Annotated in this window: 14 protein-coding genes and 1 pseudogene; 8 read left to right on the forward strand and 7 right to left on the reverse strand. The window is 56.7% G+C overall.

Annotated elements, in window-relative coordinates; all coding sequences use genetic code 11:
• Nucleotide 1: 1 nt before the first annotated feature.
• Both DBP26_RS05300 and DBP26_RS05305 read right to left on the reverse strand, forming a co-directional pair.
• Nucleotides 2–1,279: an ABC-three component system protein gene (locus DBP26_RS05300; RefSeq protein WP_108236621.1), complete on the reverse strand. Its 1,278-nt coding sequence runs from the start codon at nt 1,277–1,279 to the stop codon at nt 2–4.
• Between the two features lie 50 nt (nt 1,280–1,329).
• Nucleotides 1,330–1,614: a hypothetical protein gene (locus tag DBP26_RS05305; protein ID WP_256600666.1), complete on the reverse strand. Its 285-nt coding sequence runs from the start codon at nt 1,612–1,614 to the stop codon at nt 1,330–1,332.
• 943 nt (nt 1,615–2,557) lie between these two features.
• Between DBP26_RS05305 and DBP26_RS05310 the strand changes: the two are divergent.
• A pseudogene (locus tag DBP26_RS05310) lies at nt 2,558–2,926 on the forward strand (aldo/keto reductase); the annotation flags it as partial.
• A 37-nt stretch (nt 2,927–2,963) separates the two neighbouring features.
• Here DBP26_RS05310 and DBP26_RS05315 read toward each other — a convergent pair.
• Entirely contained in the window at nt 2,964–4,058 is a 1,095-nt protein-coding gene (locus tag DBP26_RS05315; protein ID WP_146749641.1) for a hypothetical protein, read from the reverse strand.
• Between the two features lie 619 nt (nt 4,059–4,677).
• On the opposite strand from DBP26_RS05315, the gene DBP26_RS05325 reads away from it, so the two are divergent.
• The gene (locus tag DBP26_RS05325; protein ID WP_256600665.1) at nt 4,678–6,165 is read left to right on the forward strand and encodes a methyl-accepting chemotaxis protein; all 1,488 of its coding nucleotides are present in this window, start codon (nt 4,678–4,680) and stop codon (nt 6,163–6,165) included.
• A 256-nt stretch (nt 6,166–6,421) separates the two neighbouring features.
• On the opposite strand, the gene DBP26_RS05330 is transcribed toward DBP26_RS05325, so the two are convergent.
• The 4 genes from DBP26_RS05330 to DBP26_RS05345 form a co-directional block, all read right to left on the reverse strand.
• A complete protein-coding gene (locus DBP26_RS05330; RefSeq protein ID WP_108236617.1) occupies nt 6,422–7,111 on the reverse strand; it encodes a GntR family transcriptional regulator in 690 nt (229 codons plus the stop codon).
• Between the two features lie 152 nt (nt 7,112–7,263).
• A complete protein-coding gene (locus DBP26_RS05335; protein WP_108236616.1) occupies nt 7,264–8,547 on the reverse strand; it encodes an aspartate aminotransferase family protein in 1,284 nt (427 codons plus the stop codon).
• Nucleotides 8,537–9,547, reverse strand: coding sequence for a transketolase C-terminal domain-containing protein (locus tag DBP26_RS05340; protein ID WP_108236615.1), 1,011 nt, complete (start codon nt 9,545–9,547; stop codon nt 8,537–8,539). Before DBP26_RS05340 ends, DBP26_RS05335 begins: the two co-directional genes overlap by 11 nt.
• On the reverse strand, nt 9,544–10,428 hold the full coding sequence (locus DBP26_RS05345; RefSeq protein ID WP_108236614.1) for a transketolase: 885 nt from the start codon (nt 10,426–10,428) through the stop codon (nt 9,544–9,546). Before DBP26_RS05345 ends, DBP26_RS05340 begins: the two co-directional genes overlap by 4 nt.
• A gap of 187 nt (nt 10,429–10,615) precedes the next feature.
• Between DBP26_RS05345 and DBP26_RS05350 the strand changes: the two genes are divergently transcribed.
• The 6 genes from DBP26_RS05350 to DBP26_RS05375 all read left to right on the forward strand — a co-directional run bounded on the left by DBP26_RS05350 (nt 10,616) and on the right by DBP26_RS05375 (nt 17,275).
• Nucleotides 10,616–12,007 carry an aminotransferase gene (locus DBP26_RS05350; RefSeq protein WP_256600663.1) on the forward strand — a complete coding sequence of 464 codons (1,392 nt, stop codon included), beginning with the start codon at nt 10,616–10,618 and terminating at the stop codon, nt 12,005–12,007.
• Nucleotides 12,007–13,113, forward strand: a complete 1,107-nt coding sequence (locus DBP26_RS05355; protein WP_108236613.1) for an ABC transporter ATP-binding protein — start codon at nt 12,007–12,009, stop codon at nt 13,111–13,113. The genes DBP26_RS05350 and DBP26_RS05355 overlap by 1 nt, the downstream gene beginning before the upstream one ends.
• 150 nt (nt 13,114–13,263) lie before the next feature.
• Complete coding sequence (locus DBP26_RS05360; RefSeq protein ID WP_108236612.1) at nt 13,264–14,316, forward strand: ABC transporter substrate-binding protein; 1,053 nt, start codon at nt 13,264–13,266, stop codon at nt 14,314–14,316.
• Between the two features lie 71 nt (nt 14,317–14,387).
• Complete coding sequence (locus DBP26_RS05365) at nt 14,388–15,641, forward strand: ABC transporter permease (protein ID WP_108236611.1); 1,254 nt, start codon at nt 14,388–14,390, stop codon at nt 15,639–15,641.
• 13 nt (nt 15,642–15,654) lie between these two features.
• Nucleotides 15,655–16,473 (forward strand): ABC transporter permease, encoded by an 819-nt coding sequence (locus DBP26_RS05370; protein WP_108236610.1) that lies wholly within the window; start codon nt 15,655–15,657, stop codon nt 16,471–16,473.
• Between the two features lie 70 nt (nt 16,474–16,543).
• The gene (locus DBP26_RS05375; RefSeq protein ID WP_108236609.1) at nt 16,544–17,275 is read left to right on the forward strand and encodes an SDR family oxidoreductase; all 732 of its coding nucleotides are present in this window, start codon (nt 16,544–16,546) and stop codon (nt 17,273–17,275) included.
• Nucleotides 17,276–17,284: the final 9 nt, after the last annotated feature.

The raw sequence follows: 17,284 nt of genomic DNA on the forward strand, positions 1-17,284 counted from the left end.
TCTATTCCTTTAGAAGCTTGCGATAGTCCGCGTGCCAACCTACCTGAAGATCAATGGCCAGTACCTGGTACGTGCCTCGCACGTAGTAGTGGCCTTGCCAACTCGGAGCGATGGGTTCGACTTGGTTAGGTGCGAAATCGTGTGTCCAGCGAAGCAGATCCAATCCTTGGGCTTGCACCTGAGCCGGATCAAGTCCCTCGCAATCTTCGGTCATTCGCACATGTCGATCCGACCAGTGCTCAGTGAGCTTGGCGTCGTAGGTAGCGATCTTAGAGCGCATCTGGGGATTGTCGGTGATCCACTTGGCGCGCTGCTCTTTCGCCCGCCATTGTTCGCGAACCGCCCTAGTTACATCGGAAGTCTTGCCACCAACCAATTCGATCTGGCGGTACAGCATGCCATCGGCTTTGTAGTCTTCGGGATGGGGCATGACATCGAAGTCGGCAACAAGCCTCTCCTCCTCCAGCTGCGCAATGATCGAAGAGATGCACTGCTCCAATTCGCTGCGCTGGATGATTCGTTCTCGCTTGCCACAGAGGGTATAGACGACCTGCTGATCCCACCACGCCAACAACCTTTCTGCCGCCTGCAAGCGCTGCTGTTTCGGCAGAAGATGCAGCCACTTGGCTACTCTGTCTGGGATTTGATCGATGGTGACACTTTCTTGCTGAATTTGAATCCGTCGAAGCAGACTCAGCCGTACTGACGGATCAAGGGCAAGAAAGGCTTCACAGCCAGGAGCTCGCGCTGCGTGACGAGCTTTGCCATCAGTCGCGCCTGCGCGCTCATCGACCACCCGCTGAGCTTCCTCAACCATCGCCCTGAGCAAAGCTTCTCTGTCGGCCTGCGCGTCACACAGCGCGCTTAAAGGCGACTTGTCGGGCACTTTCCCCACTGAGACAAGGTGGAAAGTCGTATCGGCGAGCGACACCAGGGGCAGAGCATCAATCCAGACTTTGATGGTTTTCCACAGCGCTACAGAGGCAAGCGTGACGGGTGGAGGGTTGTCTTGGACGGAATGCTTAAGCTGGAAGAGCAGTTGCTGCCCGTTCGCCTTGAGCTCTACGTCATCCAGCCGCTCAATGGCAACCCCAGCATCATTGTCGGGCTGTGACATCAGAGTTAGCAGTGCAAACTGGCTCTGATAGTAAAATCCCAGCGCAGCTGCTGATGCGTCGTGCACCGAATTCGAGTCTGTGTTATCCATCACCCGTGCAAGCGCCTCCTGATGCGACTTGTGATTCAGATTGGTAACCGGGAAATGATACCAGAGTGCCATTAGCGAATCACGAAGGGCTGTCCGAGGGCTGAAGCCGAGCCACCTCTTCCCTACACGCCTAAATCGATCGAGAACAGCGAATCTCTCATTGAGTCGCTGGCAAGGTCATCCTGCATCAAACGCTGCAGAATGTGACGGTAGAGATAATCCCGCTTGTGGCTTCGCAACCACAGGAAATCAGTATTCGAATCTAAATTGCGCCAGTCTTCACTCAAGCAGCCATGCAAAGCAGTAAACGCCTCCGATCCAATGCCTTGCCGATACAAGCGGGTCATATCGTCGTGCCCTGGCGGTCGCGAATAGCTTTCAAGCGCTGCTTGGAGAATTTCGGTCAATGAACGACCATACGACTGAGCAGCATGCTGCCAGACCGTTTTTTCAAGCTCACATCTTTCCACCGCACACTCACCACAGACTTCTCAGTTACCACGAAACGGGCCGATTACCACCCTCGCGGAGGGTGCCTCACCGCCCTGACCTTGATCAACATCCAAGGATGCCTAGAGTGCTCGTACAACTCGACCTCAATCAAAATGACAGAGATGCCCTCCTCCGTCACTGCCAGTCGTTCAGAGACAGCTCAGGCGATCCGCGTGAGGATGCCCGCCTAGCTGACGCCCTCGAAGCTCTTCAACTGGCCTTGGAACAATGCGAGGCTGATCCGAGACGCAATGAGTAATTCGATGAGCACAACACCCCTTCGACCGACATGTCCGGCATGTTGTCCGAAACGAGAACCCAGCGGGCGCACTCATCTGTATCCAAAGTAATCAGATTACCTTGTCTTTTTTGGCTTCAAAGGAAAAGCAATTCGGCCTTACGGCATTAAGTGGCGATTGCCCCTGCCCCTGCCCAGGACAGGCCTTGAAGTGGCTCCAATTTCTGGGCAAGCCGGAAGAGACAAGGCAGAAGCGGTCAGCCGAATGACGAAAAAGCACAATTGACCTCTGCACAACCACAGAAATTGAGCGTCAGTGAGATTGCTGCTTTTCTGTTGTTCTCAAATATAAGAACTCCGTTTCGCTTAAAAATTTTCAAGGGGGGGTGGGTGAACTATTTTCGATTCAGCCGACGAACGGCTGCCAAATTGACAAGCTGTCAAGACCTTGAAGCTACGAGGCCAGGGTCTACTGAAATCATGCTTCTAGACGGGCTGATTAGCGCCGAGGAGAGGTTTTCACGGGTGACACGTCGCCAGGGCATGGCGCAAAGGTTAGGCAGCCTGGTTCAGCGCTTGAGGTGCCTGTAGACGGCATCATGAGGAAGAAGGGTTGTTAAGGCATTAACTTCTTCGACACAGCCAACAGCTACTCCGCCGGCACCTCGGAAATCATCGTGGGCAAGCTCCAGAAGGAATTTACGCAGCGCGATGAAATCGTGATCGCCACCAAGGTGTTCTGTCCGGCAAACATGTGGGAGCGCTCAACCAGCCCCAATGAGAAGGGCTTGTCGCGCAAAGCCACCATGGCCAACATCGACGCCAGCCTGACACGTCTAGGGGCTGACTATGTCGACTTGTACCAGATCCACCGGTGGGACTACGAGACCCCGATCGAAGAGACCATGGGGGCTTTGCACGACATTGTGAAAGCGGGCAAAGCGCGCTACATCGGCGCCTCCTCCATGTACGCCTGGCAGTTTGCGAAACTACACCCACTATCAGCTAAATCTGATCTCTTATAGCTTATAAAGCTTGCTCCAGATAACGCCCCATTTCGGCAAAGCCACTAACCACCTTACAATCGGAGTAATGATCGATGCCAATCCGTTTATCAGTGATGAGATTTTTGAGCTTTCTGTCCGTAAAAAACGCCGATGCAACTGGGAGCGCCGACGCAGCAATCATGAAGTCGTTGATGTCCCCCTTTTGATATTTACGCTGTGGATCAAGTAACATAAGCCCTCGAATCGAACTCAACGAGCGCAATGTTGGTGCAAACTTTGCGCCCTTGTTATCTTGCCAATAAAGCATGGCGCGGTAAGCGTATCGATTCAAGTCTTCAATGCTCAGCTCAACATTAATATCTTTGAACCAAGCCCCGATCAATTCTCTGAACTCAATTGCAATTGCCGTGTTCAAGTTAAGCCCGAGAACTTGCAGCTTCGACTTCCGTAGATTCTCCTCATTAACCCCGCGATCATTATCCCACTTCAGGCCCTGCTCATCCCGCGTAACCTCCAATAGAGTCGAGAAAGGCATTTCACTCATAACGTCGAATAAAGCCTTATCAAAGGTAAGCTTATTCACAGGCCAAAAGCCATTCGCCGAAAATTCTGGAATCCCAAGCAACTCAGCTGGACTACACAAAAACGCATCCAGATCTTCAGTGATGTCAAACTTTTTTGACTTGATTTGCCGCAACTCGGTATCAAATCGTTCTGTAAATGGAATAACACAAAGCCCTTTGCTCAACTGATCGGCAATCCTGCACATTGAATCCCGCGTCACACTATCCGTCATTGCATCCATTTCGAATAATGTGGGAGCACTTATCGGGAATGCAAAGCTCCCCGACGCTCCAGCCAGCTCCATCATTCTGGCAAAATATACCATTTCCGGTGTAAGCGTAGGTTTACCCACGGAGAAATCCACAATGCATTTCCAGGCATTAGTGTCGAGATAGATGAGCCTAAACGCCTTGGCACGTGCGGCCCGTTCCTTTCGCTGAGTCCGCACGTGATCATGCAGACTGACATTCGACTGGCCTTCATACAGATCTATAAGCTGCTGTATGCGTTCAACAGCTTTGTTTGCTAGCGAGTCTAGAACTTCCGACATGATCATTCAAATCCATGAAATAATTATCGTGCATTTTATTTCAGCCGTCGCACCCACTTGGCTACCCCATCGCACAACAACGGTAGCCAATGAGATCGGTGATCGAGCTGACAGGTATTGTTGAGGAAGGAACACACGACGTCATCCACCAATTTGGCATGAATGCCCTATCGTCCTACGCTCACGGCAAGCAGCAAAGCATCGAGTTCCTACCGACCCATACCTTTCTACCATAAGCGTGTGATTCCTAATACTCACGCACTTACCAACGTCTACCGGCCTCCACTGCATTCCTTTTATTTCTGAATTGTCCTAGTGACCTCCCTGACAAGATAGGTGCCTTCGAGAGGTACGATTCTGTCGATGACTAGCAAGCTAAGGCCCGGCGTTGAGCCGAGCCTCGCCCTCGGGATGAGCTCAGTTCAGACGTGCATTTTTGGCATGGTTGGGGGTGCGACTTCTCACAAGAACCACTCGCAGCGTTTCACCAACCGCTGCTGGCGAGCGATTACTGGAAACACTGAAGCCTGCCCTAGCTGATATCACTGCCCAGCTTGAGAGCTTGACTGATGTACGTGATAAGCCTGCCGGCTCTATCCGGATTACCACAGCAGATCATGTGGCTGAGACCATCTTGTGGCCTGCCCTTAATCGATGGCTGCCAAAATACCCAGACATTGAAGTAGAGATCACCGTCGATAATGGCTTCGTGGACATCGTCGCCGAGCGCTTCGACGCAGGTATCCGGCTGGGCGAAAACTTGGACAAGGACATGATCGCTGTTCCGATCGGGCCGATGGAGCGCTGCGTCATCGTAGGCTCGCCTTCGTATCAGGCCAAACACCCCGTGCCTACTCACCCGGATCAGCTCGTCAACCACCTGTGTATCAATCGCCGTTTCCCCAGCCTGAACGGTAAATCTGCCTGGCACTTTGAAAAGGACGGCCAACCGACACAGGTTCGGGTGTCGGGGCAGGTAGCGTTTAATCGGCCAGAGATGATCTTGGAGGCCGCCGTGGCGGGATTCGGGTGGCGTGCCTTCTGGACTCTCAAGTCATCCACCAAGTCAAAGCGGGACGCTTGGTCAGGGTGCTCGACGATCCTCTTAAATGTGCTGTTGCGGCCACTGAATCGCATGGGTGAGGCCATGCACGACATGGCTGCGGGGCACGGAGACTTGACCCAGCGTCTGAATATACAAAGTCAGGACGAGTTCGGATATCTCGGTGAGGGCTTCAATCTTTTTGTCAAGCGGATCCACATCTCCATGCAAGAGGTCGCATCTGCTACTACTGCACTGAATGACGTAGCCATGCTGGTTGTCAGCGCTTCAAACTCATCGATGATCAACTGCGACCAACAAGCCGATCGGAGTACCAGTGTCGCAACCTCGACCAATCAGTTAGGGGCCACTGCCAACGATATCGCGCAGAGCGCGGCCCGTACGGCGAGCTATTCAAACAAGGCACGGGAGCTGTCGTTTGAATCCTTGGCCGTGGTAGAGCAGAATCTTGATTCGATGCACCTCCTGTCGGCACGGATTAGCAGCGCCAGTCAAAAAATAGAATCACTCAACAGCAAAACAGAGAATATCGGCCAGATTCTTGAGGTCATCACGGATATCTCTCGGCAAACTAACCTTCTGGCTCTCAATGCGGCCATCGAGGCAGCACGGGCTGGCGATGCGGGACGTGGATTCGCAGTCGTGGCCGACGAGGTACGAAATCTCTCCCTCCGTACACAGGACTCGGCAAGCCAAGTGCAACAAATCATTGAAGCACTTCAAGCCGAAGCACAAGAGGCCGTGGAAATCATGATCCAGGGTCAAAGTAAGAGCGAGGACAGTGTGAAGATAGCCGTGCAAACCGCTAGCGCATTAAAGAATGTCGCAACTCACATCGGAGAAATTGACGCGATGAACCAATCTGTTGCCGCGGCGACAGAAGAACAGAGTTCGGTGGTGCACTCTATAAATGCCGAAATCTCACAGACGAGTATTCTGAACCAACAAGGTCTGCACAATTTACAAACGACATTACAAGCTTGCACCGACCTTGAGCACCAAGCGGTAAAGTTGAAGCAGTTGGTTGCCAATTTCCAGATCTGAGCCCAGTCGGGCGTTAAATTGAACGTGGGACCGCCAGTTGAGACACTACACGCCGGAAGCACATTCAACCGAGCTTATGAAGACAACGAAGCCCTCTGATCACCACTCCCGCCGCTGGCGCGCATACCTTAGCTAGTGCTAAGGCGTGCGCGGTGCTCGCTCTATGTGCTTGAGTTGGGTCGGTCACCTGCAGATGACTCAGCCAATCGCTTCGCCCGATGGTGATCAATGTAAGGTGTAAACAGTTTTCCACTCGTTAACGGCCGTTGGCGATTTCAGCCAGGCCTTCGGCGTCATCAATAAACTTCAGAATGCTGACGCCCCCTCGCACAATGTCATCGGCAACTGCCTTGCGAGCTTTAGATGGCTTTCGGTCGCGCAAGGCGTCCAGCAGCACCAAATGCTCGTCGGCTCCCACATATGAATTATGCCCGTAGGTATAGAACAGGTTCAGAATCGGCCCCATGGAGACCCACAGACTTTCAATCTGCGCAGTGAGCATGTCGAGGCCAGATAGCCGATAGAGCGTGAAGTGAAATTCACGATTGTGATGCATCGCCGCAAGCGCATCGTTATTTCTGTCGGCAGTTTCGAACAATTCATGCAGTTTCTTGAGCTGCTCGATATCTGAATCAGTAACGTGCTGGGTGGCCAGCTCTGCGGCAAGCCCCTCTAGCGCAATGCGGATAGTGCGCACCTCCAAGTAGCGCGCGCGCGTCAGTGCGGGAACGGTCGCAAATCGGCCAGAGCGCAGCTCAAGCCCACGTTCGCTAACCAACCGTAAACAAGCCTCACGCACCGGGGTGACGCTGGTACCCAATCGTTCGGCAAGCTCTTGCATGATGAGGCGCTCGCCGGGCTTGAAGTTACCGGCAATCAACCCCTCGCGAAGGGATGAATAGGCCCGAGCCGAGAGATTGCCCTGTTCCAGGGGTTGAATCTGCACAATTGACTCCTGATAGTTTCAACGAAGCGCGGGAATACGAGATTGGACTCCGCGCTCCATTCGATAAGACCCACTTATAACATGTAAACAGGCAAATTCTGCCACATCTTCAACGAAAGCAACCGACACGGAGATCCTGCGCAAACCATCAATCAAATCAGGGCTTTAAGCACGCCCTCAATGACGTCAAGGGAGTCATCGAGTATCTCCCGAGTGTGCGCGGTCGACATGTACAGACGCTTGAGCTGCATCGGCTGGAAGATGTGACGGTTTTCGATCAGGCGCTGACGAAATATCACGTCGCGCGCATCGTCATTGCGCAACAGATCGGTGTATTGATGGTACGGCCCTTCGAAGAAATACAGCAGCCAGGCCGACCCGTAACCGGCGCTTTGAGCCGGGATGCCCAGGCGCTGAACGATGGCGTTCAGTTGCGCGCGCATGTAGTCGCCCAACTCAAACAGCTTCTCGTACGTGCCGGGGCGCGCCAGTTCTTCGAGGGTGGCCTGCACCGCCGCCAAGGTCGAAGGCGTGCCATTGCAGGTGCCCCCCATGAAAACGCCCTTGGGACCGGTCAAACCGATCAAGTACATCAGCTCACGCTTCCCAGCAATGAAACCCACGGGATAGCCGGACGAGGCAGCCTTCCCGAACGTGGCCAAATCCGGCGTAACGCCGACGATCGACTGATAGCCACCCAGCGCGTGCCTGAAACCGGTGATCACCTCATCGAAGATCAGCACCACGCCATGGTCGCGTGTCAGACTGCGCAGGTCTTTAAGAAAAGCGTCTGTCGCCGCCACCGCACCCATGTTATGCGCGATAGGTTCGACGATAATGGCCGCCACGTCCCCCGGATGCGCTTTGAGGTACTGCTCGACCGCATCGGCATCGTTGTACGGAAGGACGGCGGTGTATTCGGCGGCAGCATGGAGGATGCCGTCGGACATCGGATCGAACTGACCAATCCGGTCTCTGGCGGTCTGGCCGTTCATGGCGACGTAATCGTGCCACCCATGGTACCCACCCTGGAATTTGATGATCCGTTTGCGCCCCGTGGCCGCACGGGCAAGCCGCAGCGCGTGATAGGTCGCCTCCGAGCCGCTGTTGCAGAACGCAATCTGCTCGGCGCAGGGGATGTAACCGACCAGCGCCTCGGCCACTTCGACTTCCAGGTTAGTGATGCCTGCCCCCATCAAGTCGATGCGCTGCGCGACCTCGAAGACTCGATCACGGATTGCCGGGTGCCCGTGGCCCAGAACATGGGCGCCAAATCCACAGTGAAAGTCCGTATGGCGATGACCGTCGGCGTCGTAGAGATACGCCCCTTCTGCGCGCACAAACGCATAGGGTTGTCCAAGCTTTCGGCTAGGACTCAAATGACCACCCGGCAGGACTTTTTCGGCACGGGCATACCACGCTTGATTAGCCGACATGGCGCTGCTCCTTGCCAGAAACGTTGGCCAACGCGTCGCGGGTGACCGCTTCGATCCCCGCCGCGTCCAGCCGGTAATGCCGATAGAGATGCGTAGGCGGCGCGATGAGGCCGTACTCGTCATAAATGCCATGGCGAACCAACCGAACGCCGGCGCCCTCATCGGCCAGCACTTCGGCCACCGCGCCCCCAAGCCCGCCAAGGACGTTGTGTTCTTCAACGGTGATCAGCAGGTTGGTCCCGGCGGCAGCGTTCAGGATCGCCTCGCGATCAATGGGCTTGAGGGTGTGCATGTCGATCACGCCAACGGCAAGACTGCTTTCGGTCAGTGCTTTGGCGGCTTCCAGTGTCGGGTGCAGCATGCTGCCCGTGGCAATCAGCGTCACGTCGCGACCCACAGCATGCACGACGGCCTTGCCATATTCGAAGGTGACGTCATCCTGGTAAACAGCCGGTTCCTGCCCTCGTCCGATGCGGAAATAAATCGGTTGAGGATGGTGAATCGAGGCACGAATGGCTGCGGCCAGTTGTGGACCGTCTGCCGGAGCAACTACCGTGAGATCGGCGATGCTGCGCATTATCGCGATGTCTTCAGTGGCGTGGTGCGAGGTGCCATAAAAGCCGAGGCTGATGCCTGTGTGGTGGCCGATCAGGCGTACCGGCAAGGCCGAATAGGCCACGTCCATACGGATCTGCTCACAGCATAACAACGCGAGAAATGATGCGAAGGTGGCCACGAACGGCATGGTCCCGGTGGTGGCGATGCCGGCCGCAGCACTGACCATATTCTGCTCGGAGATGCCGAACTGAATGAATAGATCGGGGTGTTTCTCAGCGAAGCGGTTCAGTCCGTTGGAGTACTGCAAGTCGGCTGTGCCGACGGCGATAGGATGGCCGTCAGCGACCAGATCCAGCAACCCTTCCGATAGGTAATCCAGCCCAGGGTTGATCGCGTTCAACTGGCGGTACTGCCAGCTTTTCGGGTTGAGTGGCGCGCTCATTGAACACCTCCATTGGCTTTGATTTCTTCGATGACCAGCACTTCGTCTTCCGGCGCAAGCCAGCCCAGATGCCAGCCGGGTTCGGTTTGCATGTACTCCACACCCTTGCCCTTGGCGGTCAGGGCGATCACGCAGACCGGCCGTTCCCGCGCAGGCTCCGCCTTCAACTCCCGGAACAACGTCGCCACAGCGGCCACGTCATGGCCGTCCACTTCCCGAACGTCCCACCCGAAGGCTCGCCACTTGTCCGCCAGCGGTTCGATACCCACCACATCATCGACCTTGCCGTCGAGCTGATAGCCGTTGCGATCAACGATGGCGATCAGGTTGCCGGTCTTCTGATGCGCTGCCGCCAATGCCGCTTCCCAGACCTGCCCTTCTTGCATCTCGCCATCACCCAGCAGCACGTAGACGTCGAATGCATTGCCCCGCAAACGCCCGCCCAGCGCCATGCCCAGACCGCCCGACAGTGCGTGCCCAATGGATCCTGAACTGAAATCCACTCCCGGCACTTTGCGCATGTCCGGGTGATCGCCCAGTGGGCTGCCCAAGCGTGTGTAGTCATCCAGCCAGGCCTTGTCGAAGAAATCCCAGTCGGCCAACAGCGGATAGAGGCCGACGGCCGCGTGGCCCTTGCCCATCAGAAAACGGTCGCGTCCAGGCCACTTCGGCTCGCCGCGTTTGAGGCGCATAGCGTCGTAGTACAGCGCGGAAAAAATCTCCGCACAGGAAAACACCGAGGTGTAGTGGCCGACCTTGGCGATGGAAATCAGCCGCACCGTCTCAAGGCGCACGAACATTGCGCGCTCTTTCAGACGAGCGATTTGCTCGGGCGTCAACGGCGTTACGGGATCACGAACCGGGAGATTTGCAGCGGGCATGAGGGCACTCCTGAGTGGGTTGATCGAGGCCTGATGCGGCCTTCTACTTACAACCTATAAGTTATATTTTGTAGAATCAACCACCGGTGAGCTTTTTTATTTTTTCGCGCCGAGGGCTTGCATGACATAAGCTTCAGTGCCAATCATATAAGTTATAAGTGATCAGTAATGCTCAACGAGGCTTTTCATGATGCAGCAAACGACCCTTCCCCTAACCGAACTGGCCCGCACGGACGTGCGCTTCCATCTGCATTCGCAGACCAATCTGCGGGCGCATCAACAACACGGCCCGCTGGTGATCGAGCGAGGGTCAGGGATTTACGTGACTGACGAACACGGCCGCGACTACATCGAAGGTATGTCGGGGTTGTGGTGCGCAGGGCTTGGATTTTCCAATCCTCGGCTGGTGCAGGCGGCGCAACGCCAGATGGCCGTGCTGCCCTACTACCACACGTTCAACCACCGGGTGCCGAACGTGGTCGCACAATTGGCCGAACGCATCGCCAGTCTCGTGCCGCTCGAACAACCGAAGATTTTCTTTGCCTGCTCAGGATCGGAAGCCAACGATTCCATGATCAAGCTCGCCTGGGCGTACCATCGGACTCGCGGCAATGGCAGCAAGCGCAAGGTCATTGCTCATCAGAAAGGCTTCCACGGTTCGACGGTGATGGGCGCCAACCTGTCGGGGTTGCCGAACATGCACGCGGCTTTCGGCTTGCCGCTGGAAAACAGCGTCCTGCACGTGCAGTGCCCGCACTTCTACCGCTACGGCACTGAGGGCGAAAGTGAGGCGCAGTTCACCGAGCGCCTGTTGCGGGAACTGGAGCGACGCATCGAAACGGAAGGCGCCGACACCATCGCCGCGTTCATCTCGGAACCGGTGATGGGTGCCGGTGGCGTGATTGTCCCTCCTGCGGGCTACTTCGCAGGCGTTCAGGCGCTGCTGAAGAAGCACGACATTCTATTCCTGGCCGACGAAATCATCTGCGGGTTTGGCCGCACCGGTCGCTGGTTCGGTCATCAGACCCTAGGCTTTTCGCCGGACATGATGGCGTGCGCCAAGAGCCTGTCATCGGGTTATCAACCCATCTCGTGCGTGGTGGTCGCGGGGAATGTCTATCAGACCATTGAAGAGCAGAGTCAGCAATTGGGTGGTTTCGGCCACGGCTTTACCTACTCGGGCCATCCAGTGGCCGCCGCAGTGGCACTAGAAACCCTGACCATCTACCAGGAAATGCGTTTGCCTGAACGCACCGAGGAGCTGGGCCGCCTGCTGCATCAGCAACTGGAACCGCTGCTGGCACACCCGCTAATCGGCGAACTGCGCGGCATCGGCCTGGTAGCCGGGCTGGAACTGGTCGCGGACAAAACGACCCGTGCGTCCTTTCCGGCGCACATCGGCATCGGCGCCCAAGTCGAGCGGGCGGCCCGCGAACAAGGCCTGATCGTACGCAACATGGGGGACTCCATCGCCCTAGCGCCGCCCTTCATAATCACCGCCGACGAGATAGCCGAGCTTGTCGCCCGCCTGGCGCGTGCACTGGATGTCGTCGCTGTGGCCAACGGGCTGTCACTGTGATGAACGCCAAAGCCGCTGTCCCTCAAACCACCCTGCCCTTGATCGAATTCAACGGAGTTCAGAAAAGCTATGACGGTAAGACGCTGGTCATCAAGGATCTGAATCTGGGCATCAGCCGGGGCGAATTCCTGACCCTGCTCGGCGCTTCGGGCTCCGGCAAAACCACAACGCTGATGATGCTCGCCGGTTTCGAAACTCCGACCCGGGGCGAGATTCTCATGGGTGGCACACCGATCCAGAAAAAACCGGCTCATCAGCGAGGCATGGGCATGGTGTTCCAGAACTACGCGCTGTTCCCGCACATGAGTGTCGAGGAAAACCTCGCCTACCCCCTGAAAATGCGCGGCCTCAATCGCACAGATCTACAGGCCAAGGTCAAGCGCGCCATCGACATGGTGCAGCTGCATGGCATGCAGCAACGGCGCATCACCGAGCTTTCCGGTGGCCAGCAGCAGCGCGTGGCCCTGGCCAGGGCGATGGTCTTTGAGCCGGAAATCATCTTGATGGACGAGCCCTTGGGCGCACTGGACAAAAACCTGCGCGAGCACATGCAGTACGAGATCAAGCAACTGCACAAATCTCTGGGCGTGACCATCGTCTACGTCACCCACGACCAGAGCGAGGCGCTGACGATGTCGGATCGGGTTGCCGTGTTCCATCAAGGCGACATCGCCCAGATCGGCTCGACCACGGCGCTCTACGAGCACCCGGAAAACGCCTACGTCGCCAACTTCATCGGCGAGAACAACGTGTTAATCGGCGCCGCCCGGCATCGCGACGAACAAACCTGTGAAGTAATCCTAGAAAACGGGCTACAGGTCACAGGCTCCGCCAGAGCCCTCAAGGGCCTGCGACCTGAACGGGTCGAACTGGTCATCCGCCCTGAGAACATTCGCTTGGGTCCGATGGCAAGCATGCCTTGGCAGGCGACGGTGGCCGATACAGTCTACCTGGGCGACCACCTGCGGGTGCATCTGCGCCTGAGCAACCAGCAAGCGCTGATTGTGAAAGTGCCCAACAACGCCCTCTTCAAACAACTGCGACCCGGCCAGATGACCGGCTTTGACTGGAGTACCGACGACGCCCATCTATTCGAATTGAGCTGATCCACCGCTACACCGATAACGATAAGTCTCGACAACAATAACGATCCGAGAGGCAACCATGCACACCATCCCTGACACCGTTTAGTTCGTCACTGCCCGTTTGTGAGCCTTGTCTTCCATTTACATCCTCAAACAGCAGGAGGGACAAACATGTCCTCTATATTCCGTCGCACCGCACTGGTCTGTTCGATTTGCGCCGCCACCTTATTCACCAGCCACGCCGTACAGGCCCGAGACCTGACCGCCGTCGGCTTCGGTGGCGCCACTCAGGAAGCGTTCGATAAGGCCTACTTCAAACCTTATGCAGCACAGAGCGGCAAACCCGTTGTGCAAGACACGTACGACGGCGGCATCGCCAAACAGAAAGCCATGGTCCAGGCCGGCAACCCTACGTGGGACGTGGTGCAGATGGACGAAAACGAAATGGCCCTGGCCTGCGAGCAAGGGCTGTTGGAACCCTTGGACCACAGCAAGCTGAGCAACGCCGCCGACATCCCCACGGACAAATTCGCGCCGTGCGGCGTCGGCGCAATTGTCTGGTCGGAAGTCATGACCTACGACAGTAAAAAGTTCGCCAGCGACGGCCCCAAAACCTGGGCCGATTTCTGGAACGTCAAGAAATGGCCAGGCAAGCGTGGCCTGCGCAAACAAGCGCGCATGACCCTGGAAATCGCCCTCATGGCGGACGGCGTCAAACCTGCCGATGTCTACACGGTACTGTCGACCAAGGCCGGGCAGGATCGCGCCTTCGCAAAGCTCGACGAGATCAAACCCTACATCCAATGGTGGGAAACCGGCGCACAACCCCTTGAATGGCTGTCGTCAGGCAGCGTTGCGGTCACGGCCGCCTATAACGGTCGGATCGCCATCGCCAATCAGCAAGGCGGACACTTCCCCCTGATCTGGAACCAGCAGCTCTACAGCATGGATTACTGGACGATCATCAAGGGCACGCCAAACCTCGCAGACAGCTACGCCCTGCTCGACTACATGGTCAGCCCCAAAGCCCAGATCGCCTTCGCTCAAGCGATCCCCTACGGCATCGTCAACGCCAAAGCCCAGGCTGCACTGGACAAGCAGACGCTGAGCAATCTGCCCACAGCCCCCGCGAACCTGGAAAACGCCCTGTTGCTCGACACGCCGTTCTGGGTCAACTACGAGGAAGACCTGATGGCGCGCTTCACCAATTGGGCGGCGAAGTAAGCCCGTCCTTTGCTTGAATGGCGGCTTCGTTCAACCGAAGCCGCTGCCTTCGAATTCCGAGGTCAGTCGATATGTCCGCCCCTGCGCTGGAATCACTTGCAAGCGCCCACCTGAAATCGAGTCGACAAAAGCGGCTCGTCTCAGTGGCGTTGCTGTTGCCCCTGTTGATCTACACCGCCATCTTCTTCGTTCTCCCCATCGGCATGATGCTGTATCGCGCGGTCAGCAATCCGGAGCTGGTGCAAGCTTTCCCCCGCACCGTTCAGGCACTGGAACAACAAACGCGCAGCGAGAGTTCCAGCCTGCCGAGTGATGCCGTGTTCGAGGCCATCGAACAGGACTTCATGCACGTCGAAAATCTGGGTGTCATAGGTGAAGCCGCACGGCGTATGAACTACGAAAACAGCGGCTACCGCTTCCTCATCACCGCCACCGCTCGCCGCTACAAGTGGCCCGCCAATCAGCAACCGGTCAGCGGTGAATCACCCCGCGCGCGTCTAACTGCCATCGACCCTCGCTGGTCTACGCCTGAGCTATGGGAAGCGTTTGAGCGCGCATCACCGGCCTACACCTCCTATTACCTGCTCACCGCCCTGGACCTAGAGCGTACTACGCAGGGTATCCAGCGCGTCGCCCCAGACAAACGCGTATATCTGGACCTCACCTTTAAAACGTTGAAGATCGCGTTTGTCGTTTCGGTCCTATGTCTGCTGCTGGGTTTTCCTTTCGCCGTCCTGTTGGTTAAGGCGTCCCGACCGTTTCAGATGCTGCTGCTCCTGGCGGTGATGCTGCCCTTCTGGACGTCCCTGCTGGCCCGGACCACCGCCTGGATCGTGGTGCTACAGGAGAAAGGCATCGTCAATACGCTGCTGCTGAAACTGGGACTGATCAACCAACCGCTGCCTATGATCTTCGATGCGCTGGGGGTTTACATCGTGATGGTGCACATCCTGCTGCCCTTCACTGTGCTGCCGCTTTACAGCGTGATGAAAGGTATTCCGGCCCACTACATGCGCGCGTCGGGATCGCTAGGCGCGCATCCGATTCGCGGGTTCTTGCACGTCTACTTGCCAATGACTCTCACTGGCATCGGTTCCGGTACGCTGCTGACCTTCATCGTCGCGGCCGGCTACTACGTCACCCCTACCCTGGTCGGTAGTGCACGGGAACAGATGCTCGGTTATTTCATCGCCTTCTACACCAAAACCACCGTCAACTGGGGCATGGCTTCGGCCCTCGGACTGGTGCTGATTCTCTGCGTCATGGCGATCTATCTGGTCGCTGCACGATTGGTTGGCATCCGCCAGATCGCCGGCCTCAAGTAAACGGGAACCTGCCATGAACCATTTCACCTTGTGTTTCATCAGCCGCAATCTGCTGCGTCTGTTTGGCATCGTCATGATCGTCTTCATGATCATGCCCTTGCTGGCTGTGGTGCCGATCTCGTTCAGCAGCGGCACCTTTCTGTCCTATCCGTTGCCAGGGTTATCCCTGCGTTGGTACGAGAAGGTTTTCAGCGCCGGCCCCTGGCTCCAAGCCTTGCGCAACAGCTTGCTGGTGGGCTGCGCTTCGACACTGCTGGCGACCTTGCTAGGCACCCTGACGGCACTGGCATTCGCCCGGCGCAACTTGCCAGGGGCAACCAGCGTGTTGGCGCTGTTGATTTCACCGATGATCATCCCGCCAGTGATTTCCGGCTTGGGCATGTATTTTCTGTTCGGCCAATTGGGGCTGACAGGCACCCTGACCGGGATGATTCTGGCCCACACCGTATTGGCGACACCGTTCGTCCTGATCAACGTCGCTGCCAGCCTGCAGGGTCTGGACATGAGCCTGCTGAAGGCCGCGGCAATGTCGGGGGCATCGCCACTGCGTGCGTTCATCAATATCGCACTGCCGATCATTGCACCCGGCGTCATCTCCGGGGCGCTGTTTGCCTTCATGACATCGTTCGATGAAATCGTCGTCGTGCTGTTTATCGGCGGCCCCGGCCAGCGCACCCTGCCCCGGCAGATGTTCGACGGCATTCGTGACACCATCGATCCGTCGATAGTCGCAATGTCATCGTTCCTGCTGGTGGTAGGTCTCGCAGGACTCTTGACCACGACGTGGCTCTCATTACGTTCAAGCAAAAACTCGACTCAATCAGGCGCATGAGATTCAGCTTCATACCTTCTTTGCAGTGAAAAGTCCGACATGAGTCGGCCATACCATCAGGAGCAACACCATGTACATCGTCACAGGCGGTACCCAGGGCATTGGCGCCGCAACCGTGGAAAAACTCGCCAGCCTCGGCCACCCGGTACTATTCACCGGACGGGATGAGACAGCAGGCACCCGATTGGCAGCCAGCCTGACCAACTGCACTTTCGTCGCGGGCGACGTATCAAATGAAGACGATTGCCGCCACGTGGTGGCGACAGCTACGCGATTGGGCGATGGTAAACTCGCTGGGCTGGTCAACAATGCTGGGATGTCCGGTCGCAAAGTGTTTACCGAGACGACTCAGCAAGAGTGGGACATGGTGTTCGCCGTCAATACGCGCTCTGTATTTTTCTACACCAAGCACGCATTGCCGGGGCTGATCGCGGGCCGCGGCGCAGTAGTGAACGTATCCTCCATCGCGGGTAAAACAGGAGAGCAAGGACTCGCCACCTACTGCGCCAGTAAAGCCGCGCTCCTCGGCCTGACCCAGGCTCTTGCGTTGGAATACGGTGGGCAGGTTCGTTTCAACGCGGTTTGCCCCGGTCAGATCGCCACACGCATGATGGACAAGATCATCAATGATGAAGCTCGGTTGGCAGCTCTGACCGCGCGAATACCCGAGGGACGCCTGGCTTCGGCTTCGGAAGTCGCGGATGCCATTTGCTGGCTACTGTCGCCGGGAGCCAGCTATATCAACGGCACAACTCTCACCATCGACGGAGGAGAGACCGCCGGATTACTCACTCCCAAGTAAAGACTAGAT

The sequence above is a fragment of the Pseudomonas sp. RIT409 genome, assembly GCF_003052515.2.
Classification (GTDB): Bacteria; Pseudomonadota; Gammaproteobacteria; order Pseudomonadales; family Pseudomonadaceae; genus Aquipseudomonas.